At 65.6% G+C, this 23,703-nt stretch carries 25 protein-coding genes; 13 read left to right on the top strand and 12 right to left on the bottom strand.

Annotated elements, in window-relative coordinates; genetic code table 11:
• Positions 1 to 68 precede the first annotated feature (68 nt).
• Positions 69 to 1,022, top strand: a complete 954-nt coding sequence (locus L879_RS0111680) for an acetyl-CoA carboxylase carboxyltransferase subunit alpha (RefSeq protein WP_027316262.1) — start codon at positions 69 to 71, stop codon at positions 1,020 to 1,022.
• A gap of 247 nt (positions 1,023 to 1,269) precedes the next feature.
• On the top strand, positions 1,270 to 2,556 hold the full coding sequence (locus L879_RS0111675; protein ID WP_027316261.1) for a L,D-transpeptidase family protein: 1,287 nt from the start codon (positions 1,270 to 1,272) through the stop codon (positions 2,554 to 2,556).
• Positions 2,557 to 2,712: 156 nt separating this feature from the next.
• Here the strand turns inward: L879_RS0111675 and L879_RS0111670 are convergent, their stop codons facing one another.
• The 4 genes from L879_RS0111670 to secA form a co-directional block, all read right to left on the bottom strand.
• Positions 2,713 to 3,420: a protein phosphatase CheZ gene (locus L879_RS0111670; RefSeq protein ID WP_027316260.1), complete on the bottom strand. Its 708-nt coding sequence runs from the start codon at positions 3,418 to 3,420 to the stop codon at positions 2,713 to 2,715.
• A 5-nt stretch (positions 3,421 to 3,425) separates the two neighbouring features.
• A complete protein-coding gene (locus L879_RS0111665; RefSeq protein ID WP_027316259.1) occupies positions 3,426 to 3,809 on the bottom strand; it encodes a response regulator in 384 nt (127 codons plus the stop codon).
• Positions 3,810 to 3,996: 187 nt separating this feature from the next.
• Positions 3,997 to 5,619 carry an ABC-F family ATP-binding cassette domain-containing protein gene (locus L879_RS0111660; RefSeq protein WP_027316258.1) on the bottom strand — a complete coding sequence of 541 codons (1,623 nt, stop codon included), beginning with the start codon at positions 5,617 to 5,619 and terminating at the stop codon, positions 3,997 to 3,999.
• Between the two features lie 204 nt (positions 5,620 to 5,823).
• Entirely contained in the window at positions 5,824 to 8,634 is a 2,811-nt protein-coding gene (gene secA / locus L879_RS0111655; RefSeq protein ID WP_027316257.1) for a preprotein translocase subunit SecA, read from the bottom strand.
• A 245-nt stretch (positions 8,635 to 8,879) separates the two neighbouring features.
• On the opposite strand from secA, the gene L879_RS0111650 reads away from it, so the two are divergent.
• Together L879_RS0111650 and argJ are read left to right on the top strand one after the other, a co-directional pair.
• Positions 8,880 to 9,782, top strand: coding sequence for a peptidylprolyl isomerase (locus L879_RS0111650; RefSeq protein ID WP_027316256.1), 903 nt, complete (start codon positions 8,880 to 8,882; stop codon positions 9,780 to 9,782).
• 179 nt (positions 9,783 to 9,961) lie between these two features.
• On the top strand, positions 9,962 to 11,203 hold the full coding sequence (gene argJ / locus L879_RS0111645; RefSeq protein WP_027316255.1) for a bifunctional glutamate N-acetyltransferase/amino-acid acetyltransferase ArgJ: 1,242 nt from the start codon (positions 9,962 to 9,964) through the stop codon (positions 11,201 to 11,203).
• Here the strand turns inward: argJ and L879_RS0111640 are convergent, their stop codons facing one another.
• The gene (locus L879_RS0111640) at positions 11,204 to 11,581 is read right to left on the bottom strand and encodes a hypothetical protein (protein ID WP_027316254.1); all 378 of its coding nucleotides are present in this window, start codon (positions 11,579 to 11,581) and stop codon (positions 11,204 to 11,206) included. It abuts the gene before it with no gap.
• A gap of 152 nt (positions 11,582 to 11,733) precedes the next feature.
• On the opposite strand from L879_RS0111640, the gene L879_RS0111635 reads away from it, so the two are divergent.
• Both L879_RS0111635 and L879_RS0111630 read left to right on the top strand, forming a co-directional pair.
• Positions 11,734 to 12,150 carry a (deoxy)nucleoside triphosphate pyrophosphohydrolase gene (locus tag L879_RS0111635; protein ID WP_161634665.1) on the top strand — a complete coding sequence of 139 codons (417 nt, stop codon included), beginning with the start codon at positions 11,734 to 11,736 and terminating at the stop codon, positions 12,148 to 12,150.
• Positions 12,151 to 12,159: 9 nt separating this feature from the next.
• Positions 12,160 to 13,089 carry a DMT family transporter gene (locus L879_RS0111630; RefSeq protein WP_027316252.1) on the top strand — a complete coding sequence of 310 codons (930 nt, stop codon included), beginning with the start codon at positions 12,160 to 12,162 and terminating at the stop codon, positions 13,087 to 13,089.
• On the opposite strand, the gene L879_RS0111625 is transcribed toward L879_RS0111630, so the two are convergent.
• The 4 genes from L879_RS0111625 to L879_RS21440 form a co-directional block, all read right to left on the bottom strand.
• On the bottom strand, positions 13,073 to 13,507 hold the full coding sequence (locus L879_RS0111625) for an acyl-CoA thioesterase (RefSeq protein WP_027316251.1): 435 nt from the start codon (positions 13,505 to 13,507) through the stop codon (positions 13,073 to 13,075). The two genes, L879_RS0111630 and L879_RS0111625, sit on opposite strands and share 17 nt — an antisense overlap.
• Positions 13,508 to 13,515: 8 nt before the next feature.
• Positions 13,516 to 14,664, bottom strand: a complete 1,149-nt coding sequence (locus L879_RS0111620; protein ID WP_027316250.1) for an iron-containing alcohol dehydrogenase — start codon at positions 14,662 to 14,664, stop codon at positions 13,516 to 13,518.
• A gap of 81 nt (positions 14,665 to 14,745) precedes the next feature.
• Positions 14,746 to 15,111, bottom strand: coding sequence for a DUF427 domain-containing protein (locus tag L879_RS0111615; protein ID WP_027316249.1), 366 nt, complete (start codon positions 15,109 to 15,111; stop codon positions 14,746 to 14,748).
• 76 nt (positions 15,112 to 15,187) lie between these two features.
• Entirely contained in the window at positions 15,188 to 16,072 is an 885-nt protein-coding gene (locus L879_RS21440) for a methyltransferase domain-containing protein (RefSeq protein WP_035459411.1), read from the bottom strand.
• Between the two features lie 137 nt (positions 16,073 to 16,209).
• Between L879_RS21440 and L879_RS0111605 the strand changes: the two genes are divergently transcribed.
• From L879_RS0111605 to L879_RS0111590, 4 genes are read left to right on the top strand one after another with little or no spacing between them, the layout of a single operon-like run.
• A complete protein-coding gene (locus L879_RS0111605; RefSeq protein ID WP_084020948.1) occupies positions 16,210 to 16,992 on the top strand; it encodes a ComF family protein in 783 nt (260 codons plus the stop codon).
• 51 nt (positions 16,993 to 17,043) lie between these two features.
• A complete protein-coding gene (gene grxC, locus L879_RS0111600; RefSeq protein ID WP_027316247.1) occupies positions 17,044 to 17,301 on the top strand; it encodes a glutaredoxin 3 in 258 nt (85 codons plus the stop codon).
• A gap of 17 nt (positions 17,302 to 17,318) precedes the next feature.
• Positions 17,319 to 18,182 carry a carbon-nitrogen hydrolase family protein gene (locus tag L879_RS0111595; protein ID WP_027316246.1) on the top strand — a complete coding sequence of 288 codons (864 nt, stop codon included), beginning with the start codon at positions 17,319 to 17,321 and terminating at the stop codon, positions 18,180 to 18,182.
• A 44-nt stretch (positions 18,183 to 18,226) separates the two neighbouring features.
• Entirely contained in the window at positions 18,227 to 18,673 is a 447-nt protein-coding gene (locus L879_RS0111590; RefSeq protein WP_027316245.1) for a DUF1178 family protein, read from the top strand.
• Positions 18,674 to 18,766: 93 nt separating this feature from the next.
• Here L879_RS0111590 and L879_RS0111585 read toward each other — a convergent pair whose 3' ends face one another.
• Positions 18,767 to 19,141, bottom strand: a complete 375-nt coding sequence (locus tag L879_RS0111585; RefSeq protein ID WP_027316244.1) for a hypothetical protein — start codon at positions 19,139 to 19,141, stop codon at positions 18,767 to 18,769.
• 42 nt (positions 19,142 to 19,183) lie between these two features.
• Complete coding sequence (locus L879_RS0111580; protein ID WP_245265219.1) at positions 19,184 to 19,459, bottom strand: hypothetical protein; 276 nt, start codon at positions 19,457 to 19,459, stop codon at positions 19,184 to 19,186.
• Between the two features lie 318 nt (positions 19,460 to 19,777).
• Between L879_RS0111580 and L879_RS0111575 the strand changes: the two genes are divergently transcribed.
• Together L879_RS0111575 and nhaA are read left to right on the top strand one after the other, a co-directional pair.
• Entirely contained in the window at positions 19,778 to 20,296 is a 519-nt protein-coding gene (locus L879_RS0111575) for a metallophosphoesterase family protein (protein WP_027316242.1), read from the top strand.
• Between the two features lie 100 nt (positions 20,297 to 20,396).
• Positions 20,397 to 21,617 carry a Na+/H+ antiporter NhaA gene (gene nhaA, locus L879_RS21435; protein WP_051435257.1) on the top strand — a complete coding sequence of 407 codons (1,221 nt, stop codon included), beginning with the start codon at positions 20,397 to 20,399 and terminating at the stop codon, positions 21,615 to 21,617.
• Here nhaA and ubiG read toward each other — a convergent pair.
• Positions 21,586 to 22,329 (bottom strand): bifunctional 2-polyprenyl-6-hydroxyphenol methylase/3-demethylubiquinol 3-O-methyltransferase UbiG, encoded by a 744-nt coding sequence (gene ubiG, locus L879_RS0111565; protein WP_027316241.1) that lies wholly within the window; start codon positions 22,327 to 22,329, stop codon positions 21,586 to 21,588. The two genes, nhaA and ubiG, sit on opposite strands and share 32 nt — an antisense overlap.
• 131 nt (positions 22,330 to 22,460) lie before the next feature.
• On the opposite strand from ubiG, the gene L879_RS0111560 reads away from it, so the two are divergent.
• Complete coding sequence (locus tag L879_RS0111560; protein ID WP_027316240.1) at positions 22,461 to 23,699, top strand: aspartate kinase; 1,239 nt, start codon at positions 22,461 to 22,463, stop codon at positions 23,697 to 23,699.
• Positions 23,700 to 23,703: the final 4 nt, after the last annotated feature.

Genomic DNA, 23,703 nt, shown 5'->3' with positions numbered 1-23,703 from the left:
ACGCCAGTGTCCGCCCCGTTTCGGCAGGGCTATAGGGTCACGCCGATTTTCATTTTTCATAGAGTCTGATGCGCAGTTATCTCGATTTCGAAAAGCCCGTCGCCGAGCTTGAAGCCAAGGTCGAGGAGCTTCGGGCGCTCGGTGAGAACCGGGACGCCGTCTCCATCGCCGACGACATTTCGCGCCTGGAGGTCAAGGCCGCCGACGCCCTGAAGGACCTCTATGCCAAGCTCACGCCCTGGCAGAAGACGCTCGTCGCGCGCCATCCGCAGCGCCCCCATTTCGTCGATTACTGCGCCGGGCTCATCACCGAGTTCACGCCGCTGGCCGGCGACCGCAAATTCGCCGAGGACGAGGCGATCGTGGGCGGCTTCGGGCGCTTCCGCGGCCAGCCCGTCTGCGTGATGGGGCAGGAAAAGGGCCACAACACAGAAACCCGCATCCGGCACAATTTCGGCATGGCCCGTCCCGAGGGCTACCGCAAGGCCGTGCGCCTGATGGAGATGGCGGACCGCTTCGGCCTCCCCGTGATCTCCTTCGTGGACACGGCCGGAGCCTATCCGGGCATCGAGGCCGAGGAGCGCGGCCAGGCCGAGGCCATCGCCCGCTCCACCGAGATGCAGCTGGCGCTTGGAGTTCCCAACGTCTCGGTGGTGATCGGCGAAGGCGGATCCGGCGGCGCCATCGCCATCGCCACCGCCAACAAGGTGCTGATGCTGGAACACGCCATCTACAGCGTGATCTCGCCGGAAGGCGCGGCCTCGATCCTCTGGCGCGACGCGGCCCGGGCCCAGGACGCCGCCACCAACATGAAGATCACGGCCCAGGACCTCCTGCGGCTGGGCATCATCGACGGCATCGTGGTGGAGCCCGTGGGCGGAGCCCATCGCGACTCCAAGGCCGCCATCCAGGCGACCGGCAACGCCATCGAGGAGGCTCTGCACGATCTGAGCAACATGGGCCCGTCCGAGATTCGCGACCACCGCGCCGAGAAGTTCCTCAATATCGGCCGCAGGCTTTAAGCCCGGCCGATCCCCCGTGGCCGCTCCGACCCCGGTGCGGTCATCGCCTTCGAGCGGGCCGCCACAGCGGCCCTTTTCCTTGCGTCATCCTTCCCAAGAATCCCCCGGAAGAGGGATTTTTACCTCCTATTAACCGTGCCTGCAGGCCCCTCCCGCTTGCAGTAAGGACCGGTTAAGGCTAACGATTTAGGGGTAAAGGGGAACTGTCAGGCACAGAGGCCGGCAGATCAGAATTGCGGGGTCCCCCATGATGAAGCGTATCGCATTGGCCGCGAGTCTTGCGCTCGCGCTCGCAGCCTGCCAGGACGAGCAGCTTTCCCGTGGCTCCACACGTCACCTTGCGCCGATTCCGCCAGCTACCATGGCGTTGATGTCTTCCAAGGGGATGTCCAAGAGCGACCCGATCCTGATCCGGGCCTACAAGAAGGAATCGGAGCTGGAGATCTGGAAGCGCGGCTCCAACGGCAAGTACGCGCTGCTCAAGACCTACCCGGTCTGCCGCTGGTCGGGCCAGCTCGGCCCCAAGACACGCGAGGGCGACCGTCAGGTGCCGGAAGGGTTCTACACGGTCACCCCGGCGCAGATGAACCCCAACTCCAACTTCTACCTCTCGTTCGATACCGGCTACCCGAACGCATTCGACCGTTCGCTGGGGCGCAACGGCGGCGACATCATGGTGCACGGCTCGTGCTCCTCGCGCGGCTGCTTCGCAATGACGGACCAGAACGTGGCCGAGATCTACGCCATCGCCCGCGAGGCGCTCGGCGCAGGGCAGCGCAGCTTCCAGTTCCAGTCCTATCCGTTCCGGATGACCCCCGAGAACATGGCCAAGCACCGCCTCGACCAGAACATCGCCTTCTGGAAGAACCTGAAGGAAGGCTCCGATACCTTCGAGGTCACGAAGGAGGAGCTGCAGGTGGCCGTCGGCCGCGGCCGCTACGAGTTCAACCTGGATCCCGACACCGCCACCGCCGTCGCGCAGAAGCGGAGCCAGGACGAGCAGCGGGTGGCCGAGCTCGTCGCCAAGGGCGAGAAGCCGATCAAGCTCGTCTATCACGACGGCGACACGCATGATTCGTTCCGCGAGGCGCTCGCCAACGTGACGGGCGTGTCCGACAGCAGGCTCGGTTATGTGAGCCGGATCGACGGCATCTCCTCCGGCCCGCAGGTGATCGCGCTCAACGACGCCGGCAAGGAAGAGAAGCCCGAGGCGCCCGCCACGGCCCTCGCCTTCGCTTCCATGAAGGAAGTCCCGGTTTCGCAGCCCGAGGCCCGCCCGGCCGCCAAGGAACAGGCCGCTCCCGCTGCAGCAGCAACGGCGCCCGCATCGCAGGAGACGCCCTTCTACAAGCGGATGTTCGGCAGCGTGGCCGACCTCTTCAGCACCTCCGCCTCGCAGCCCGTGGCCGAGACGGTGCAGGCGGCGCCCGTGGCGCCGGTCTCGCCCGCCGTCAGGACGGCTCCCGCCGCGAAGCCCGTGCCGCAGAAGCGGGCCGACAACGCGGCGGGCCTCAAGGTCGCCAAGGTGAACTGACCTCACCCTTCATGCCATGTGAAAAGCCCGCCTCACGGCGGGCTTTTTTGTCATGCGCGGTCTTGCGCCGGTTCGCCAGCGGTCCGAACGAAAACGCCGCCTGAAGGGCGGCGTCGGAAGTCCTGCTCTGAACTCCTGCTCTCTTGGCGGAAGCGATCACCCGAAAAGGGCGTCGATGGCGTCCTGAGACGTGCGCGTGGGATCGCCCTCCAGCGCCGGCCCGTTCAGGAGCGCCTCGTCCCCCTCGCGCTCCGGCATCTTGTAGGCTTCCACATCGTCGAAGCTTTCCAGCCCACCCCAGATCTGCACCATCTGGGTCACCCGCTCCTCGATGAACTTCATCGAGTTCACGACCTTGCTGATGCGCTGGCCCGTAATGTCCTGGAAGTTGCAGGCCTCGAAGATGGTGATAACCTTTTCCGAAATGCGCAGCGCCATCTCGGCATCGTCACCGGACAGGCGCGAGGCCAGCTTGCCCGTGATCTCGTCGATCTCCTCTGCGGCTGCAAGGATGCTGTTGGTCGCCTCCTCCGTGCCGGAGACCACGGCCCCGAGTTCGTCGGTCACGCTCGTGACCTGGCCGCCCGGCGTGCGGGAATGCAGGGTCGCGATCTCCTGCTTCGTGCGCTGGATCGATTCCGTGATGGCGTCGAGCTCATCCTTGAGCCTCAGGGCCTCGCGCAGATCGGTCCTGATCTGGTCGAGCAGAGCCTTCGAGGCCCCGCTGTTCGGCTCGAGCGCGGCATGGATCGCCGTGAGGCCGCGCATGACCTCGGCATGACGCCGGGCTGCGATGCTCTCACGCGACTGCGCCAGGAGATCGAGACTCAAGGGATCGAAGGAAGAGGGAGGCGGAAGGCGCATGACGGCTACTCACCCAGCACGGCGGCGATCTTCGAGCGCAGGGTCTCCGCATTGAAGGGCTTCACGATGTAGTTGTTCACGCCCGCCTGCTTGGCGGCGACCACGTTCTCGGTCTTCGCCTCGGCGGTGATCATGATGAAGGGCATGGCGCTCAGCTCCGCATCGGCGCGCACCTTCTGGAGCAGCTCGAAGCCGGTCATCGGCGCCATGTTCCAGTCGGAGATCACGAGCCCGTACTGCTTCTCCTTCAGCTTGGCGAGCGCCTCCGTGCCGTCCTTGGCCTCGTCCACATCGGTGAAGCCGATCTGCTTGAGCAGGTTGCGGATGATGCGCAGCATGGTCTGGTAGTCATCGACGATGAGCACCGGAAGCGACGTATTCAATGCCATAATGTTTCGATCCGTAGAGTGAGAAGAGAAAGACGGGCAGGCTGTGCCACATCTTTCTTCAGAAATGGTTGTGATCTCACTCTACGGGCCGATGCTTGCCTGATGCTTGCATGACGCGGGCCATCCCGTCCTGCGCGGAAAGGATGCCGACGCAGAAAGAACGATGCGCTGTCTTCCTCACCAATGATCAATGCCGCAGGCCGGGAGCCTCCTGGCCCGTCCGCGCTACGTATTCGGTGTAGCCGCCTCCATATTGATGGATACCGTCCGGCGTGAGTTCGAGGACCCGGTTCGAGAGCGCCGCCAGGAAGTGGCGGTCGTGCGAGACGAAGAGCATGGTGCCCTCGTATTTCGACAGGGCCTCGATGAGCATTTCCTTGGTCGCCATGTCGAGGTGGTTGGTGGGCTCGTCGAGCACGAGGAAGTTCGGCGGATCGTAGAGCATCCTGGCCATCACGAGGCGTGCCTTCTCGCCGCCCGACAGCACGCGGCACTTCTTCTCCGCATCGTCGCCCGAGAAGCCGAAGCAGCCCGCGAGCGTGCGCAGCGAGCCCTGCCCCGCCTGCGGGAAGGAATCCTCCAGGAACTCGAACACGGTGCGGTCGCCCTCCAGGACCTCCATGGCATGCTGGGCGAAATAGCCCATCTTCACGCTCGCGCCGATCGTGACCGTTCCCTGGTCGGGCTCGGCCGTGCCCGTCACAAGCTTCAGGAGCGTCGACTTTCCCGCGCCGTTGACGCCCATGACGCACCAGCGCTCCTTCCGGCGCACCATGAAGTCGAGCCCTTCATAGATGCTGCGGCTGCCATAGCGCTTGTGCACGTTCTTGAGGCTGACGACGTCATCGCCCGAACGGGGCGCGGGCAGGAACTCGAACGCCACCGATTGCCGGCGCCTGGGCGGCTCCACGCGGTCGATCTTCTCCAGCTTCTTGACCCGGCTCTGCACCTGCGCAGCGTGGGAGGCGCGCGCCTTGAAGCGCTCGATGAACTTGATCTCCTTGGCGAGCATCGCCTGCTGGCGCTCGTATTGCGCCTGCTGCTGCTGTTCGTTCAGCGCCCGCTGCTGCTCGTAGAATTCGTAATCGCCGGAATAGGTGGTGAGCGTGCCGCCGTCGATCTCCATGATCTTGTTGACGATCCGGTTCATGAAGGCGCGGTCGTGCGAGGTCATGAGCAGCGCGCCGTCATAACCTTTAAGGAATTCCTCGAGCCAGATGAGGCTTTCGAGATCCAGGTGGTTGCTCGGCTCGTCGAGCAGCATCGCGTCGGGGCGCATGAGGAGAATGCGCCCGAGCGCCACGCGCATCTTCCAGCCGCCGGAAAGGCCGCCCACGTCGCCGTCCATCATCTCCTGGCTGAAGCCCAGGCCCGCGAGCACCTCGCGCGCGCGGCCCTCGAGGGAATAACCGTCGAGCTCCTCGTAGCGGGCCTGCACCTCGCCGTAGCGCTCGATGATCGCCTCGAGATCGTCCGCCTTGTCCGGGTCCACCATCGCGGCTTCGAGCTCGCGCAGTTCGGCCGCCACGGCGCTCACGGGGCCTGCGCCCTCCATCACCTCGGCCACGGCGCTGCGGCCCGCCATCTCACCGACATCCTGACTGAAGTAACCGATGGTGACGCCGCGATCGACGGAGACCTGCCCTTCGTCCGGCTGCTCCTCCCTGGTGATCATGCGAAAGAGCGTCGTCTTTCCCGCCCCGTTGGGACCCACCAGGCCGATCTTCTCGCCTTTCTGAAGGGAGCCGGAGGCCTCGATGAAAAGGATCCGGTGGCTGTTCTGCTTGCTGACGTTCTCGATTCGAATCATGATTTTTGAAAGCTTGGAGGAGTTGCGGCGGCCTTATGGCACGGCTCGCGCCCGGCGGCGAGCGTTCCGGACGGGGCAAACTGTCCGGCGCTCGTCGGACGCCCGCCTTGCGGCGATCTGCGTGTTACAGATGCGCAAGTTGCGCCACAGAAAAAGCCCGGCGCGACGGCCGGGCTCTTTCGCTTTTTGTCTTGGGCTTCCGCCTCAGGCCACGAACTGCCCGTGGCAATGCTTGAACTTCTTGCCCGATCCGCAGGGGCAGGGCTCGTTGCGGCTGACGCGACCCCAGGTGGACGGATCGTTCGGGTCGCGGGCGGAGGCCTGCTCCGTGCCCACGGCCGCGGCGGCAAAGCCGAGCGCCGGCCCGGCGCCGGAAGCGCCCTGAGGCATGTCGAACTCGTTCTCGCCGGTGGCGGGATCGAGGTGCTGGGCGAACATGGGCGGCAGGGATTGCGGCTCCGGCTGCTGGAACACCACCTGGATGCGCATGAGCTGGCCCGTCACCTGCTCGCGCAGGTGAGCGATCATGGTGTTGAACAGCTCGAAGGCCTCGGACTTGTACTCGTTGAGCGGATCGCGCTGGGCCATGCCGCGCCAGCCGATGACCTGGCGCAGGTGGTCGAGGGTCACGAGATGCTCGCGCCAGAGATGATCCAGGCTCTGGAGCAGGACCTGCTTCTCCACGTAGTTCATGACGTCCGAGGTGTTGGCCTCGACGCGCTGGGCATAGGCCTCGTCCGCAGCCTTGGTGATGCGCTCGCGGATCTCGTCATCGGCGATGCCTTCCTCCTTCGCCCATTCCTCCACCGGCAGATCAAGGTTGAGGAAGTTGATGACGCTGTCCTTCAGGCCCTGGACATCCCATTGCTCCGCATAGGCGTTCTGGGGGATGGCGCGGGCAACGATGTCCTCGATCACGCCGTGGCGCATGTCGTCGATGGTCTCGCGCACGCTCTCTTCCGCCATGAACTCCTTGCGCTGCTCGAACACGACCTTGCGCTGGTCGTTCATGACGTTGTCGTATTTGAGGATGTTCTTGCGGATGTCGAAGTTGCGCGCCTCGACCTTCGCCTGCGCCCGCTCGATGGCCTTGTTGATCCACGGATGAATGATGGCCTCGCCTTCCTTCAGGCCGAGCTTCTGCAGCATGCCGTCCATGCGGTCGGAGCCGAAGATGCGCATCAGGTCGTCCTGGAGCGACAGGTAGAACTTGGAGCGGCCCGGATCGCCCTGACGGCCGGAGCGGCCGCGCAGCTGGTTGTCGATGCGCCGCGACTCGTGGCGCTCGGTGCCGAGCACGTAGAGGCCGCCGGCGGCCAGCGCCTTCTCCTTGAACGCCGCCACCTCGTCGAGAATTTCCTTCTCGCGGCGCGCGCGCTCTTCGCCCTCGATGCCGGCGAGCTCGCGCTCGATGCGCATCTTGGCGTTGCCGCCGAGCTGGATGTCGGTGCCGCGGCCCGCCATGTTGGTGGCGATCGTGATCGCGCCCGGCACGCCGGCCTGGGCGACGATGAAGGCTTCCTGCTCGTGGAAGCGGGCGTTCAGAACCGCGAAATGCTTGGTGCCGCGCCCGGCGCGCGCATCCTTGTAGAGCGGCTCAAGGGCCTGCGGGTTCTCGAAGTCGATGAGCTTGTAGCCTTCCTTGACGAGGAGTTCGGCCAGGTATTCGGACTTCTCGATGGAGGTCGTGCCCACCAGGATCGGCTGGCCGCGCGAGGACGATTCCTCGATGTCGCGGATGACCGCCCTGTAGCGCTCCTCGGCCGTGCGGTAGACCTCGTCGCTGTCGTCGATGCGGGCGACGGGACGGTTGGTCGGGATCTCGACCACTTCGAGGTTGTAAATCTCCAGGAACTCGTCGGCTTCCGTGGCGGCGGTGCCGGTCATGCCGCCGAGCTTGCCGTAGAGGCGGAAATAGTTCTGGAAGGTGATGGAGGCGAGCGTCTGGTTCTCGGGCTGAACCTGCACGTGCTCCTTGGCCTCGAGCGCCTGGTGCAGGCCTTCCGAGTAACGGCGGCCCGGCATCATGCGGCCGGTGAACTCGTCGATGATCACCACCTCGCCGTTGCGGACGATGTAGTCCTTGTCGCGCTGGAACAGGGTGTGGGCGCGGAGCGCCTGGTTCATGTGGTGAACGAGCGTCGCATTCTGGGCGTCGTAGAGGTCGCCCTCCTTCAGGAGGCCCTCGGCGCGCAGCAGTTCCTCGATCTTCTCCGTGCCCTCTTCGGTGAGCGCCACGGAGCGCTGCTTCTCGTCGAGCTCGTAATCGCTCTTGTTCAGGCGCGGAATGACCTTGTCGATGGCGTTGTAGAGGTCCGAGCGGTCGTCGAGCGGGCCGGAGATGATCAGCGGCGTGCGCGCCTCGTCGATGAGGATCGAGTCCACCTCGTCCACGATGGCGAAGTTGTGGCCCCGCTGGACCATCTGCGCCATCTCGTACTTCATGTTGTCGCGCAGGTAGTCGAAGCCGTATTCGTTGTTGGTGCCGTAGGTGATGTCAGCCGCATAGGCCGCGGCGCGCTCCGCGTCGTCCAGGCCGTGGACGATGACGCCGACGGAGAGGCCCAGGAAGCGGTAAATCTGGCCCATCCACTCGGCATCGCGCTTGGCGAGGTAGTCGTTGACCGTGACCACATGGACGCCCTTGCCGGAAAGCGCGTTCAGGTAGACCGGCAGGGTCGCGACGAGGGTCTTGCCTTCACCGGTGCGCATCTCGGCGATCGAGCCCTCGTGGAGGACCATGCCGCCGATGAGCTGGACGTCGAAATGGCGCTGCCCCAGGGTGCGCTTGGCCGCCTCGCGGACCGTGGCGAAGGCGGGCACCAGAATGTCGTCCAGGGTCTTGCCCTGGCTCAGCTGGGCCTTGAACTCCGCCGTGCGGGCCCGGAGCTGCTCGTCCGACAGGGCCTCCAGCTCGGCCTCCAGCGCGTTGATAGCCGCGACCTTGGGCCGGTAGGACTTCAGCCGGCGGTCGTTGACCGAGCCGAAGATTTTCTTCGCGAGAGAACCGAACATCGAGAGCCTTCGAAAATTCCAGAAGAGGTCAGGGGGCGTTTGGGCCGCCTTATAGACCTAATTATGCCAGAGTGCACCTTAAAGACTGTGCCCGATTGGCACGGCCTTAAAGCCCCGCCGGGGCCGGCCGGCCCCGGCGAGTGGCGATGCTGTGACATAAATAAGCCATCACTTGCAAACGTAAACACATTCGGCCATCTGTTCGTCGCTGTCCGTGGGCGATCATGCTCACCAGAGGAAATTCTATGTCCCGTTCCCTCACGCTTCGGAAAAGCCTTCTGACCCTCGGCGCCGCCCTGCCCCTCATGGCGGGCGCCGCCCTCGCCCAGACCCCCGCCCCGGCCTCGGCTCCGGCCACATCGCCGGCGGCCGTTCCCGCCGTCGATCCGGCCAAGGTGATCGCCCGGGTCAACGGCATCGAGATTACGGAAGGGGACCTTTCCATCGCCGCCGAGGATCCGGCCCTCCAGATGCCGAACGTGCCCGAGGAGCAGAAGCGCGAGCTTCTCACCGGCTACATGATCGACCTGAAGCTCGGCGCCAAGGCGGCCGAGGCGGCGAAGGTGGGCAGCGGCGCGGATTTCGCCCGCAAGCTCGCCTATAACCGGGACAAGACCCTGCTCGACACCTATCTCGAGCAGGAAGCCAAGAAGGCCATCACCCCCGAGGCGACCCGCAAGCTCTATGACGAGACGGTCAAGAGCGTGCCTGCCGAGCAGGAGGTCCGCGCCCGCCACATCCTGGTGGACAACGAGGACGAGGCCAAGAAGATCGCGACTCGGGTGAAGGGTGGCGAGGACTTCGCCAAGGTGGCCGGCGAGGTCTCCAAGGACCCCGGCTCCAAGACCGACGGCGGCGATCTCGGCTTCTTCACCAAGGACCGCATGGTGGAACCCTTCGCCGAGGCTGCCTTCAAGCTCGAGCCCGGCCAGATCTCCGATCCCGTCAAGAGCCAGTTCGGCTGGCACGTGATCAAGGTCGAGGAGAAGCGCACCAAGCCGGCCCCGACCTTCGAGGAGACCAAGGACCAGGTGGAGGCCTATCTCGCCCGCAAGGCGCAGCAGGACCTGATCCTGAACCTGCGCAAGAACGCCAAGGTCGAGCGCCTGGACGACAAGGGCAACCTCGTCGAACAGAAGCAGCCCTGAGCGCTCTTCGACCGGCACGACCTTCAGGGGCGGCCTTCGGGCCGCCCTTTTCGTTGCCGCGGCTTCTCGCCGAACCTTCACCATGACCTTCGGTGAAGCTTGCACTTGACAAAAAGCCTTAAAAAACCACAGGTCGCGGTCGCAACGTCGTATCCCAACAGCTCCTTCCGGGTTCCTCCATGTCCAAAACCGTGTCCCCGCTCGCACCCAAGTCGTTTCCGACGCTTCCCGCCCTCGAGGGCGTGAGGATCGCGACCGCGGAGGCCGGCATCCGATACAAGAACCGGACGGACGTGCTTTACGTGACCCTGCCGAAGGACACGGCCGTGGCGGGCGTCTTCACCCGCTCCAAATGCCCCTCCGCACCGGTCGACTGGTGCCGCAAGAACTTAGGCAAGGGCACGGCCCGGGCGCTCGTGGTGAACTCGGGCAACGCCAATGCCTTCACCGGCAAGAAGGGCGCGGAAGCGGTGAAGCTCACCGCCGATATCGCCGCCGCCGCGGCAGGCTGCCGACCCTCGCAGGTCTTTATCGCCTCCACGGGCGTCATCGGCGAGCCCCTCGACGCCACGAAGTTCGAGGGCGTGCTCGCAGCCTGCGAGAAGAAGGCGAAGCCCACCGGCTGGACCGAGGCGGCCAGGGCCATCATGACCACCGACACCTTCCCGAAGGTGGCGACCCGCACGGCCAGGATCGGCGGCGTCGAGGTGACGCTCAACGGCATCGCCAAGGGCGCGGGCATGATCGCCCCCGACATGGCGACCATGCTCTCCTTCGTCTTTACCGATGCCCCCATCGCCGCGCCGGTGCTCCAGGCCCTGCTGAAGAAGGGCGCGGACAAGAGCTTCAACTGCGTGACGGTGGACAGCGACACCTCGACCTCCGACACGCTGCTCTTCTTCGCGACCGGCACCGCCGCCGCGAAGGGCGCGCCCACGATCTCGCTGCCAAGCGACCGCCGCCTGAAGGAGTTCCGGGCAGCGCTCGAAAGCCTCCTCTGCGACCTCGCCCAGCAGGTCGCCCGCGACGGCGAGGGCGCGCGCAAGTTCGTCACCGTGAAGGTCACCGGGGCCACCGGCGCAACCTCCGCCAAGCGCATCGCCATGGCGATCGCCAACTCGCCGCTGGTGAAGACCGCCGTGGCGGGCGAGGACGCCAACTGGGGCCGCGTGGTGATGGCGGTCGGAAAGGCCGGCGAACAGGCCGAGCGGGACAAGCTCGCCATCTGGTTCGGCGATATCCGCGTGGCGGTGAAGGGCGCGCGGGACCCGGAATACAGCGAGGCGAAGACTTCCGCCTACATGAAGGGCGACGACATCACGATCCGCGTCGACTTGGGCCTCGGACGCGGCGAGGCCACAGTCTGGACCTGCGACCTCACCAAGGCTTACGTGGAAATCAACGGCGATTACCGGAGCTGATCAAAGGCTCGGGACGACCGTGACCTTGCGCTTGACCGTCACGCGCATCGGGCCGCCATGGCGGTCTGTTCCGATGAAAGCGTACGAAAATTCGTCATCGCCCTGATAGCCCGGCTTGGCCACGTAAAAGGGCATGAGACCGCGTACACCCGCTACGCCGAATTTCGGCTTCTGGACGATGACAGCCTCGTCGATGGCCCCTTCGATGCCATTCATGCCGAAGCCGCAGCCTTTGCCGGCCTTGATCGTCATCGTGCCTTCGACCTCTGAGCGATAGCCGTTGATGTAGGTCGGCGGGACGACGCAATCCTGCGCCTGCGACTGCATCGGAAACAGGAGGACAGCACTGGTAATCAGACAGAAGGATAGCTTTGTCACTTGTTCCAAGAGAAGCCCCGAGGTTGTGATTATTCTCCTCCAGGTTGTGTTCTGTTGTTACGCTTGTCAAGCGTAGGAAATCTGTTCGCTTGTGAGAGAAAGCACGCTATGAGAGCGGCCTTCGCCGAGCTCTACCCAACCGAAGCAGCCTGATCGTGCCCCCTCTCAAGCTCACCCTCGTCGTTGCCGTCGCCCTGATCGACACGGACAACCGCATCCTCCTGGCGCAGCGCCCGGAGGGAAAGCAGCTGGCCGGGCTGTGGGAATTTCCCGGCGGCAAGGTGGAGCCGGGCGAGCGGCCGGAAGAGACCCTGATCCGGGAGCTGCGGGAAGAACTCGGGATCGCCGTGAAGGAGCCCTGCCTCGCGCCGCTGACCTTCGCGAGCTTTGCCTATGAGACCTTCCACCTGCTCATGCCGCTCTATGTCTGCCGCCGCTGGGAGGGCTTCGTGCAGCCGCTCGAAGGGCAGGCGCTCGCATGGGTGAAGCCGCAGGACCTGCGCAGCTACCCCATGCCTCCGGCCGACGAGCCGCTGATCCCCTTCCTCATCGACCTCGTCGGCCCCTGAGTCGCGTCCATGTCCGCCCCGCATGCCGGAACCGTGGCGGCGATGCCTGCCGCCCCCACCGCCGCCTTCGTCCTTTCCAATCTCCTGATCTGCTCGTTCCTGTGGGGCAGTTCGCTCCTTCTCGTGAAGCTGAGCGGGAATTTGAGCCCCTTCGTGCTGGCGGCCATGCGCGGGCTGATCGGAGCCGCATCGCTGGCCCTGTGGTTCGCCATCCAGGGCAAGAGCATTCTGCCGCAGCGCCATGAATGGCGGATCTGGGCCGTGCTGGGCACTCTCAATGGCTGGCTGCCGAACGTGCTGATCGCCTATGCGCTGACACGGATTCCCACCGCCCCCGCCGGCATGATCCAGGCCTCGTCGCCGCTCATCGTCGCCACGCTCTCGCATCTCCTATTTGCCGACGAGCGGCTCACGCCGCAACGGCTGGCAGGCGTTCTCGTCGGCTTTGCCGGCATGGGCATCCTGATCGGTCCCGCCGCCCTCCCCGACAGCGGCATCGACGCCACCGGCGTGCTCATCATGGTGGCGGTCGCCTTCAGCTATGCGAGCGCGAACATCTATGTCCGGACCGTCAGACAGGCGGTCCCGGCCAGGATGGCCCTCGGCCAGCAGATCTGCTCGGGGCTCGTCGCGTCGCTGCTCGCCCTCACCGTCGTCGGTCCCGACGCTTTTGCGTCCGTGCCCTCGCGCCTCGCGCCGCTCCTGGCGCTGGGCGTCCTGTCCACGGCCCTGCCGATCCTGCTCTTCATGCACCTGATCCACCGCACCGGCCCGACCCGCGCCTCGATGGTGGGCTATCTCGTGCCGATCTGGACAACCATCATGGCGGTGCTGTTTCTCGATGAAAGCATCGGCTGGCGCGAGCTGACCGGCGGCGCGGTGGTGATGACGGGCGTCGCGCTGGTGTCGCTGAGCGGACGGCTCAGGCGAGTTCGCTGAGGGCCCTGCGGGTCTCGGGCGAAATCGCCACCGGCCGCTGGGTGGCGCGGTCCACATAGACATGGACGAAATGCCCCTGCGCCGCCGGCAGGCGCGCGTCCTGCCGGAAAATGCCGATCCGGTAGCGCACCGAGGAGCGTCCGAGATGGGCGACCGCGATTCCCGCCTCCAGCGCCTCGGGAAAGGCGACGCTCTCGAAATAGGTGCAGCCCGATTCGACCACGAGCCCGATGACGGGGCTTCCGGCGATCGCGAGCAAACCCTTCTCGATGAGCCAGGCGTTCACCGCCGTGTCGAAATACGAATAGTAATGCACGTTGTTCACGTGCCCGTAGGCGTCGTTGTCCATCCATCGGGTGGCGACGGGGCGAAAGTGCCGGAAGGCGGAACGGTCGAGGCGCGCGGGACGGTCGGACATGGCGCTCGTCACCAGGCCGCCTCGTAGATCGCGCGCGCATCCTTCTCCGTGAGCGGGCGCGGATTGTTCACGAGAAGCCGCGTCTGCTTCATCGCATCCTCCGCCAGAATCGGCACGGCGTCATGCGGGATGCCGACATCGCGCAGGCGCGACGGAAGGCCCACCTTCACGCACAAGGAGGCCAGCGCCCCGGCGAAAGCCATGGCGGTGGCACGGCCTTCGAGCTCGGGGAAGGCATGGGGCGCAAGCTCTGCATAGGCCGCCTCGCAGGCGCTGGCGTTGAAGCGCAGCACGTGCGGCAGCACCAGGGCGTTCGAGAGCCCGTGCGCCACGCCGAAACGGCCGCCGATGGGATAGGCCAGCGCGTGCACGGCGGCGACGGGCGAATTGGCGAAAGCCTGGCCCGCGAGCAGGGAGCCCAGCAGCATGGCCGACCGGGCTTCCCCGTCGCGGCCGTGCCGCACCGCGCGTTCGATATTGCGACCCAGAAGCCGCAGGGCCTCCTTCGCGAGCGCCTTCGAGACAGGATTGTTGTTGGGGCTCGCCGACGTATAGGCCTCGATGGCATGGACCATGGCGTCGATGCCGGTCGCGGCGGTCACGGGCGGCGGAAGACCGAGGGTGAGATCGGGATCGAGCAGCGCGATGTCGGGAATGATGAGGGCTGAGACGACGCCCTTCTTCTCATGCGCGCCGGTGGTGACGATGGAGATCGGCGTCACCTCCGATCCGGTGCCCGCCGTGGTGGGGATGGCGAGCAGCGGCAGCCGCGGCCCTTTCGCAAGGCCGACGCCATAGATGTCGGAGAGGTTCTCGCCGCCCGGCGCGAGCAGCGCCACGAGCTTTGCCACATCGAGGGAGGAGCCGCCGCCGAAGCCGATCACGGCCCGGGCCTCGAAGGCCCGCGCCTGCGCGATCGCCGCGAGCACCACGTCCTCGGGCGGATCGGCCACGACCGAATCGAAGACATCGACGGCGATCCCGGCCTCTTCGAGCGAATGCAGGGCGGGCGCGACGAGCCCCGCCTTCACGAGCCCGGCATCCGTGACCAGCGCCACCCGCGGACCGAGCCGCTGGGCCACGATCTCGCCGAGGCGCGCGATGCTGCCCGAGCCGAAGACGAGAGAGGGCGTGGTGCTGAAGGTGAACGGCGACATGAGCGCTTCCTCCATCATCGGAGATTGCCTTGGACGCGCCACGCCAGCAACCCGCAGGCCTTACGCCCTTAGGAGAACGCCTTAATCCTTGAACTCCTCGATGGCGTCGACCTTCTCGGGATAGAAGGCCAGATGCTCCTTGATGGCCGCGACCGACGGAAACGGCTCTTCGTAGCTCCAGGCCGCGTTCTCCCGCACGAGCCCGCCTCCGTTCACGGTGAAATAGGAGGCGCTGCCCTTGTACGGACAGTTCGTATGGTGATCGGTGGCATCCAGGAGATCCATGCGCACATCCTCGCGCGGGATGTAGTACACCGGCGGAAGCGTCGCTTCCTGCAGGGTGAGCGCCTGCGTGGTCTCCGCGACGATGAAGCCGCCGAGCATGACCCGGATGCGATGCGGGTTCGGGGTGATGGTGATCGGGTGATCCGGGCCGGGCTCCTTCATGGCGCTTCCCTCTCCAAGGCGGTCTCATCGGAGAATGAAGATAGAGCGGCCCGGCCCCGGCCCAAGGCAGGGAGGGTCAGGCCTTCCCGGGCTTTTGCGCGGGAGCGCCCTCCTTGACGCCCAGGGCATCGGACAGCCGCATCCTGGCCGAGCCGGGCCTCAGGGGCTTCTGCTGGCTCTCATGCGGCGCCCAGCCCGAAAGCCAGACGATCTCGAAGGTCGCCGGAATGCGCCCGTCGGGCTCGCCGAAGCGCTCGGCATAGATTTCAGCCGCGCGCATCAGGGTCGAGCGACGCAAGGGAGTCCTGCGGCGGTCGTGAAGGGCGTTTGTCAGGCCCATCCGGCGCAGGTCCCGCATGAGGGCGAAGGCATGGGCATAGCGCACCCGCACGATGTCCGAATCCGTCACCGGCAGGGCAAAGCCCGCGCGCTGGAGCAGCCCGCCGATGTCGCGCAGATCCGCGAAAGGGGCGACGCGGGGGCTCACCCCGCCCTCCACCTCCGCTTCGGCCTGGGTCAGGGACTGGCGCAGCTCGGTGAGCGTGCTGCCGCCGAGAAGCGCGCCGATGAACAGCCCGTCGCCCTTGAGGGCGCGGCGGATCTGGACGAGGGATCCCGGCAGGTCGTTGACGCTGTGCAGGGCCAGGAGGGACACCGCGAGGTCGAAGCGCTCGCCGGAAAAAGGCAGGCGCTCCTCGTCCCCCAGAACGCTTCCGGGCTCCGGCACAGGCGACAGGCGGATCACGGCCTCGGCGCGGCCTTGCGCGCGCAAGGCCTGCGCCGCCAGGGGAGTGGGCGTTCCCACGTCGAGGGCGAGCGGGAAGGCCCGCAGGACGGTGGAGAGCCGTTCCTCCAGGTCCTCGACGGCGCGGACGAGCAGGAAGTCGGCATAGCCCTGCCGCAGCGCGCGCGACAGGCGGCGGCGGACGAGAGGACGGTCGAAGACGAGGGGCGTGCTCATGAGGCGCTGGATATGGCGTGTGCGGGCGAAGGTCCAAGAGTTTTTTGCGAGAGTTTTTTGCAAGTGTTTCTTGATGGGCCCTTGCGCTCTCCGTCCGGGGAGATGCCATGGGGAAGGCCATCGGATAAGCTTGGCCGATGAGCGAACCCTTCGACGCCACCGACGCGCCAGTGCCGTCCCGCCTCGGCAGGCGCGCGGGCGCCCTGTGGCGCCGGGCCCTGGGTCTTCTCTACCCGCCATCCTGCATCGCCTGCCAGGCGGCCACTGGCGAGCCTCACGCTCTGTGCCCTCACTGCTGGTCCGGCATCCGCTTCATCGAGCGCCCCTTCTGCGAGCGGTTGGGCATTCCCTTCGCGGTCGATCTGGGCCAGCCCCTGCTCTCGCCCGCAGCCATCGCCGATCCGCCGGTCTTTCAGCGCGCCCGCGCCGTCGCCGAATATGACGGGATCGCCAGCCTCCTCGTCCACCGGCTGAAATACAACGACCGGCTGGAGCTCGCCCGGGCGCTCGGCGCCATGATGGCCCGCGCCGGAGCGGAACTCCTGGACGAGGCGGACGTGATCGTCCCCGTGCCCCTGCACCGCTGGCGGCTGTGGCGGCGGCGCTTCAACCAGGCGATGGCGCTCGCCGGAACCGTCTCCGCGCAGAGCGGCATGCCCTGCGATCCGTTCCTGCTCGCCCGCGTCAAGCGCACGCGCCGGCAGGTGGGCCTCACCAAGGCGCAGCGGCAGGAGAACCTGCAGGGCGCCTTCCGCGTGCCAGTGGAGGCGACGGCGCGGCTGAAGGGCAAGAGGGTGCTTCTGATCGACGACGTGCTGACCACCGGCTCCACGGCCAATGCCGCCTCCCGCGCCCTGCTGCGCGGCGGCGCGGCAAGAGTGGACGTCCTGGCCTTCGCGCGGGTCGTGAAAGAGTTGTGAGAGAGGCACAAAGCTTCCTATATGCTCCCCGTCACAGGAGATTTGCCGCCCATGCCGCCCATCACGATCTACACGAAGAGCTGGTGCCCCTATTGCTCCGCCGCCAAGAAGCTCCTGAGCGAGAAGGGCGCCGCTTTCACCGAAATCGACATCGAGAAGACGCCCGAGGCGCGGGCCGAGATGATCCAGAGGGCGATGGGCCGCTCCACCGTGCCGCAGATCTTCATCGGCGAGACGCATGTCGGCGGCTGCGACGATCTTTACGCCCTTGATGACAGGGGCCAGCTTGAGCCTTTATTGCAGGCCTGACGGAGATTTGAGATCCCATGAACCCGACCCGCTTCACCGCCGCCTGCATCCAGATGCGCTCCGGGCGCGACGTCCTTAGGAACCGCGACGACGCGGTGGCCCTCGTGCGCCGGGCCGCCGACGAGGGCGCGGATTTCGCCCAGACCCCGGAAATGACCTCCCTCGTCTGCCGTGACCGGGACGAATTGTTCGGCAAGGTCGGGCCTGAGGCGCAGGACCCCGTGCTGGCGGCCCTCCGCGAAGTGGCGCGGCATCGCGGCATCGTGATCCAGATCGGCTCCATCGCCGTGAAGGAGGGCGACAAGGTCGCAAACCGCGCCTTCCTCATCGACGCTGACGGCGAGGTGATCGCGTCCTACGACAAGATCCACCTCTACGACGTCGACCTGCCGAACGGCGAAAGCTGGCGCGAATCGGCCACCTATACGGGCGGCTCGAACGCCGTGGCCGCCGAGACGCCCTGGGGCTATCTCGGCATGACGATCTGCTACGACGTGCGCTTCGCGGCGCTCTACAAGGCGCTCGCCGAGAACGGGGCCTCGTTCCTGTCCGCTCCTGCCGCTTTCACGAAGCAGACCGGCGAGGCGCATTGGCATGTGCTGCACCGGGCGCGGGCCATCGAGACGGGATCCTTCATGATTTCGGCCGCCCAGGGCGGCCTGCACGAGGATGGACGCGAGACCTACGGCCACTCGCTGATCGTCGACCCCTGGGGCCGGGTGCTGGCGGAAGGCGGCACGGAGCCCGGCGTGTTCCTGGCCGAGATCGACACCGCCCTCGTCGCCGAGGTGCGCGGGCGCATCCCGACCCTCAAGAACGCCCGCCCCTTCCGGGTCGAGGTCGTTCCCACCATCGAGACGGATCGGGCGGCGAGCGCCTGATCCTCTTTTCTTTCCGAGCCTGAACCCTCACATCTCACCGGGACATGATCAAGTACGCCCTGGCCTGCGAGCAGGCCCATGAGTTCGAAAGCTGGTTTCCCTCGAGCGAGGCGTTCGAAACGCAGCGCAAGCGCGGTTTCGTGACCTGCCCGTTCTGCAACTCCGCCAAGGTCGAGAAGCAGATCATGGCGCCTGCGGTGTCGCGCACGGACAAGACACCGACAGCACCGGCTGCGGACCCTCAGGCGGTTGCCGTGCTCACGGAGCGCGAGCGGGAGCTTCGCGCCGCGCTGCGGGCCCTGCGCGAGCACGTGATGAAGAACGCCGAGAACGTCGGAAAGGCCTTCGTCGAGGAGGCGCGCAAGATGCATTACGGCGAGACGGAAGAGCGCTCGATCTACGGCGAGGCGGACATGGAGGAAGCCCGCGCCCTTCTCGAGGAAGGCATCGAGGTCTTGCCCATGCCTGTCGTGCCCGACGACAGGAATTAGCGCAGCGTACCGAGCGATGCGTGCTTGAAATGCGGGCACCGGAATGCTCCGGTGCCCGCGCATTGGTCCTGTGAAAGGACGATAGGAAGAAGACTATTTCTTCGGCGAAATCTTCTCGATGCCGAGTCGCGTCTCGCCATCGAAGGCCCAGATGCTCTGGTAGCCGCCCTTGTTCTCGTCGTCCTCGACGAGAAGCGCGGTGCCGCTCGATTTCTTGTTGCGGAAGCTCGCAGCAAGAACCCGTTCGTCGCCGACGGCGTACCCCTCGTAACGCTCGCCCTCGATATTCCAGGTGAGCTTGAACGTGTCCTTGCCCGTCTGGACGATAGTCAGCGTTCCCGAATAATCGGTGTCGGGCTCGCCATTATTGCCCTTCACGGTATAGACGCCGGCGCCGCCCGCCATCGCGGGAACGCTTGCGATCGTGGCAAGCGCGATCATCGCCGATCCGATCAGCTTCAACATCATTGCAGGTTTCCTCGTCATGAGGCCGCGCATGGGAAAGACGCGTCAGCGATAGGTGTATTTCGAGATCGAGCAGACGTTCACGCCGCGCTTGACGCGCTCGGTGCCGTCGGTGAACACCGCCTTGAAGTCGAACTTGCAGGCGCCGGAGCCGTCATTGATGTCGATCTCGACTTCCTCGCCGTCGGCGAGAACGTCCTTGCCGAGGATGTCCTCTTCCCAGTCGTCGGTGTCGACAGCGGAAGCATAGAATTCCTCCATGGTCTTGCCGGTGTTGTTGACGATGTCGACGCGCCGATCCGCGGCGAATGCAGCGTTCACGGCGCAAAAAACGAATAACCCGGCCGCGGCGAGCGTTGTTAAATTCTTCAAGATTGCCCCCAAAAGTGGAATTTGCATTGAATTTACAATGCTATTATTTGCACGATGCGATAGTTTCTATATTCTTTGTGATTTTGTTCACTATCGAACAATAATGCAGGATAGAAATAACATGCCTTACGTTAAGAAAACAATCTCTTTCTGCCTTTCCGCCCCGGCCTTCGAACGGATGTCCCGTCGTTTCAGGCCGATCCGATCCCTCGATCTTCCGGCATCCCGCCCCATGTGAGAGCGAGGCTCGGCCGATGAGGGGTCGCTTTGACGGTTTTCTTCACCAGCGATACCCATTTCGGCGACCCCCGGGTCTTGCGCATCGACAAGCGCCCCTTCAAATCGATTCCCGAGCATGACGAGGCGCTGATCGCCCACTGGAACGCAACCGTCTCCGGCGGCGACGAGGTCTGGCACCTCGGCGACTTCGCCCTGCATATGCGCCCCGAGCGGATCGAAGACCTGCTGAACCGGCTCAACGGCCGCAAGCATCTCATCACCGGCAACAACGACGGTCCGGCGACCCTGGCGGCGAAGGGCTGGGAGAGCGTGCAATCCTATGCGGAACTCACCCTCGGCGACCGCGCCGTCGTCATGTGCCACTATCCTTTCCGGACCTGGAAGAACATGGGCCGCGGCTGGATCGATCTGCACGGCCACTCGCACGGCAGGCTGAAGCCGCAGACCCGGCAATACGATGTGGGCGTGGATGCCTGGAACTATCGGCCCGTCACGCTCGAGACGATCCTCGGCACGCGGCGCCGGAGAACGGCACAGCCTTCCTGATGCGGTGCGGTTCCTCCTCGTTTTGTGATCGAAAGAACGCGTTCCCGGCTTTCCATGCCGCCGTTTCGCCTTATGACCTTCATGCGACAGGGAGACAGGAATGGATCAGCCTAGAAGCGACTTGAGACCTACGCGCCGCATCTCGCTGATGCGGCGGTTCTTCGACAGCGAGGCCTCAGGCGGCATGATCCTCATGGGCGTGACGGTGATCGCCCTCGTCATCGCCAATTCGCCCCTGGCCGCAGCCTATTTCGGCCTCCTCAAGACCTATGTCCTGGGCCTCAGCATCCTGCACTGGATCAACGACGCGCTCATGGCGGTGTTCTTTCTGCTGGTGGGGCTCGAGATCAAGCGCGAGATGCTCGACGGACAGCTGTCCACATGGCCGCGCCGGATGCTGCCGGGCATCGCGGCTTTCGGCGGCATGGTCGTTCCTGCAATCGTCTATCTCGCGGTCACGTGGGACGAGCCGCAGCTCCGCCAGGGCTGGGCGATTCCGGCCGCCACCGACATCGCCTTCGCCCTCGGCGTGCTCGCGATCCTGGGCTCCCGCGTGCCGGCATCGCTCAAGATTTTCCTTACGGCGCTCGCCATCCTGGACGACCTCGGCGCGATCGTCATCATCGCCCTTTTCTATACAAGCGAGCTTTCGCTCGCGATGCTGGGGGCAGCCGTCCTCTGCCTTCTCGTGCTGGCGACCTTCAACCGCCTGCGCGTCGGAGCGCTCCTTCCCTATCTCGCCGTGGGCGCGCTGTTGTGGTTCTTCGTCCTGCAATCGGGTATTCACGCCACCCTCGCGGGCGTCGCCCTCGCCTTCGCCATCCCGCTCCAGCCCGATCCGAAGAAGACGCGGATGGAGGATGCGCCCCTCCACCGCCTGGAGCATGCGCTTCACGGCTGGGTCGCCTATGCGATCATTCCGATCTTCGGCCTTGCCAATGCGGGCGTGCCGCTCTCCGGACTGTCCCTGGACGCCGTCTTGAGCCCCCTGCCGCTCGGCATTGCCCTGGGCCTGTTCATCGGCAAGCAGGTCGGCGTGTTCGCCTTCTCGGAGCTCGCGATCAGGCTCAACCTCGCCGATGTGCCGGCGGGCGCGTCGCGGGCGCAGTGCTACGGGGTCGCGCTCCTGTGCGGCATCGGCTTCACCATGAGCCTCTTTATCGGCGCCCTCGCCTTCCCGGACCAGCCGGAGCTGGGGGATGCGACCAAGATCGGCGTGCTCATGGGTTCCGTCCTCTCCGCGCTCGCCGGCTACGTGGTGCTCAGCCTCGCGCCGCGGGAGCAACCGCTCAGGCCTTCGAGGCCAGCAGCATGTAATTGACGGCCGTATCGCGGGACAGGGACCAGCTGTCCCGCAGCGGATTGTAGGCCACGCCCGTCAGGTCATCGACCCTAAAGCCCGCCGTCCCGATGGCGTCCGTCAGCTCCTCCGGCGTGACGAATTTGTCCCATTCATGGGTGCCCTTGGGCAGCCAGCCGAGAATGTACTCGGCACCCACGATGGCCGAGGCGAAGGAGCGCAGGGTCCGGTTGATCGTCGCCATGGCAAGGCAGCCCCCGGGCTTCACGGCCTGGACGCAGGCCGTGACGAAGGCCTGCCGGTCCGCCACGTGCTCCACCACCTCCATGGCGAGCACCATGTCGAAGGTCTCTCCGCGGGCGACCACCGATTCCACCGTCTCGTTGCGGTAATCGACGGCCACCCCCGCCCGCTCCGCATGCAGCCGGGCGACGGAAATGTTGGTGGGGGCAGGATCGAGGCCCGTGACCCGTGCGCCGAGCCGGGCCAGCGGCTCGGAGAGCACCCCCCCGCCGCAGCCAACGTCGAGGATCGCGATCCCCTCCAGAGACTGCGCGGAGCGCGGGTCGCGCCCGAAGCGGCGGCAGGCCGCGTCGCGGATATAGGCCAGGCGCACCGGGTTGAACTTGTGCAGGACCTTCATGGGGCCTTTCGGGTCCCACCAGGTCTCGGCGATCCGCTCGAATCGAGCGACCTCGGCCGGGTCGATGGTCGTGGATGCGCCGTGGGTCATCGAAGCCTGATTCCTTAGACGAAGAAATGATTCCCGCGCGTTGACAGGGCGCGGCCCTACCGTCATGTATACGCGCCTTTCGCGCCGCGAAGGGCAAAATTTTCCCTGACCCTTAACGGCCTTCTTCGCCCATGCCCCGTCTTGTCATGAAGTTCGGCGGAACATCCGTCGCCACCGTAGAGCGCATCCGCAACGTGGCGCGGCATGTCAAACGCGAGGTCGAGGCCGGTTACGACGTGGCCGTGGTGGTTTCCGCCATGGCAGGCAAGACCAACGAACTCGTCGGCTGGGTCAAGGAGGCCTCCGCCCTTTACGACGCGCGGGAATACGACGTGGTCGTCGCCTCCGGCGAGCAGGTCACGTCGGGACTGCTCGCCCTCGCCTTGCAGGAGATGGGTCTCAAGGCCCGGTCCTGGCAGGGCTGGCAGATCCCGATCATGACCTCGGACGCCCACGGCTCGGCCCGGATCGCCGCCATCGACGGCACCGGGATCGTCAAGGGCTTCACGGATTCGAAGGAAGTCGCCGTGGTCTCCGGATTCCAGGGGATTCATCAGCCCACGGGCCGCGTCACGACCCTGGGGCGCGGCGGCTCGGACACCAGCGCCGTGGCGCTCGCCGCCGCCATCCAGGCCGAACGCTGCGACATCTACACGGATGTGGACGGCGTCTACACCACCGATCCGCGCATCGTGCCCAAGGCGCGGCGCCTGGATAAGGTTTCCTATGAGGAAATGCTGGAAATGGCCTCGCTGGGGGCCAAGGTGCTCCAGGTGCGCTCGGTCGAGCTCGCCATGATGCATCGCGTGCCGACCTATGTGCGCTCCAGCTTCGACGATCCCGCCGATCCCAAGCTCGGCACCCTCATCTGCGACGAGGAAGACATCATGGAACAGCAGGTTGTCACGGGCATCGCCTATTCGCGCGACGAAGCCCAGATCACGCTGCGGGACATCGCGGACAAGCCGGGCATCGCCGCTTCGATCTTCGTGCCCCTGGCCGAGGCCAACATCAATGTGGACATGATCATTCAGGTCGTGTCCGACAACGCCGCCACCACGGACCTGACCTTCACGGTGCCTGCGGCCGATTACGAGCGGGCCTGCGCGATCCTGAACGAGCGCCGGAACGAGATCGTCTTCAAGGAACTCCAGGGGGCGACGGACGTCGTCAAGGTCTCCGCGATCGGCGTCGGCATGCGCAGCCATGCAGGCGTGGCGGCGCGGGCCTTCAAGGCCTTGGCCGACAAGGGCATCAACATCCGCGCGATCACGACTTCTGAGATTAAATTCTCAGTGCTGATCGATTCTGCCTACACGGAGCTTGCGGTGCGTACGCTCCACTCGCTATACGGCCTTGATCAAGCCTGATTGA

The organism is Microvirga flocculans ATCC BAA-817, assembly GCF_000518665.1.
Taxonomy (GTDB): domain Bacteria; phylum Pseudomonadota; class Alphaproteobacteria; order Rhizobiales; family Beijerinckiaceae; genus Microvirga; species Microvirga flocculans.
The sequence above is the reverse complement of the archived record's forward strand: the minus strand, read 5'-3'. Positions and strand labels throughout refer to the sequence as shown.

Excerpts from the sequence above, each read along its gene's own strand:
- L879_RS0111680 (WP_027316262.1), top strand. The coding sequence starts at position 69 with ATGCGCAGTTATCTCGATTTCGAAAAGCCCGTCGCCGAGCTTGAAGCC.
- argJ (WP_027316255.1), top strand. The coding sequence starts at position 9,962 with ATGTCCAAAACCGTGTCCCCGCTCGCACCCAAGTCGTTTCCGACGCTT.
- L879_RS0111585 (WP_027316244.1), bottom strand. The coding sequence starts at position 19,141 with ATGATGTTGAAGCTGATCGGATCGGCGATGATCGCGCTTGCCACGATC.
- grxC (WP_027316247.1), top strand. The coding sequence starts at position 17,044 with ATGCCGCCCATCACGATCTACACGAAGAGCTGGTGCCCCTATTGCTCC.
- L879_RS0111625 (WP_027316251.1), bottom strand. The coding sequence starts at position 13,507 with ATGTCCGACCGTCCCGCGCGCCTCGACCGTTCCGCCTTCCGGCACTTT.
- L879_RS0111620 (WP_027316250.1), bottom strand. The coding sequence starts at position 14,664 with ATGTCGCCGTTCACCTTCAGCACCACGCCCTCTCTCGTCTTCGGCTCG.
- L879_RS0111560 (WP_027316240.1), top strand. The coding sequence starts at position 22,461 with ATGCCCCGTCTTGTCATGAAGTTCGGCGGAACATCCGTCGCCACCGTA.
- L879_RS0111665 (WP_027316259.1), bottom strand. The coding sequence starts at position 3,809 with ATGGCATTGAATACGTCGCTTCCGGTGCTCATCGTCGATGACTACCAG.
- L879_RS0111630 (WP_027316252.1), top strand. The coding sequence starts at position 12,160 with ATGTCCGCCCCGCATGCCGGAACCGTGGCGGCGATGCCTGCCGCCCCC.
- L879_RS0111605 (WP_084020948.1), top strand. The coding sequence starts at position 16,210 with ATGAGCGAACCCTTCGACGCCACCGACGCGCCAGTGCCGTCCCGCCTC.
- ubiG (WP_027316241.1), bottom strand. The coding sequence starts at position 22,329 with ATGACCCACGGCGCATCCACGACCATCGACCCGGCCGAGGTCGCTCGA.
- nhaA (WP_051435257.1), top strand. The coding sequence starts at position 20,397 with ATGGATCAGCCTAGAAGCGACTTGAGACCTACGCGCCGCATCTCGCTG.
- secA (WP_027316257.1), bottom strand. The coding sequence starts at position 8,634 with ATGTTCGGTTCTCTCGCGAAGAAAATCTTCGGCTCGGTCAACGACCGC.
- L879_RS0111650 (WP_027316256.1), top strand. The coding sequence starts at position 8,880 with ATGTCCCGTTCCCTCACGCTTCGGAAAAGCCTTCTGACCCTCGGCGCC.
- L879_RS0111590 (WP_027316245.1), top strand. The coding sequence starts at position 18,227 with ATGATCAAGTACGCCCTGGCCTGCGAGCAGGCCCATGAGTTCGAAAGC.
- L879_RS0111615 (WP_027316249.1), bottom strand. The coding sequence starts at position 15,111 with ATGAAGGAGCCCGGCCCGGATCACCCGATCACCATCACCCCGAACCCG.
- L879_RS0111660 (WP_027316258.1), bottom strand. The coding sequence starts at position 5,619 with ATGATTCGAATCGAGAACGTCAGCAAGCAGAACAGCCACCGGATCCTT.
- L879_RS21440 (WP_035459411.1), bottom strand. The coding sequence starts at position 16,072 with ATGAGCACGCCCCTCGTCTTCGACCGTCCTCTCGTCCGCCGCCGCCTG.
- L879_RS0111670 (WP_027316260.1), bottom strand. The coding sequence starts at position 3,420 with ATGCGCCTTCCGCCTCCCTCTTCCTTCGATCCCTTGAGTCTCGATCTC.
- L879_RS0111675 (WP_027316261.1), top strand. The coding sequence starts at position 1,270 with ATGATGAAGCGTATCGCATTGGCCGCGAGTCTTGCGCTCGCGCTCGCA.
- L879_RS0111595 (WP_027316246.1), top strand. The coding sequence starts at position 17,319 with ATGAACCCGACCCGCTTCACCGCCGCCTGCATCCAGATGCGCTCCGGG.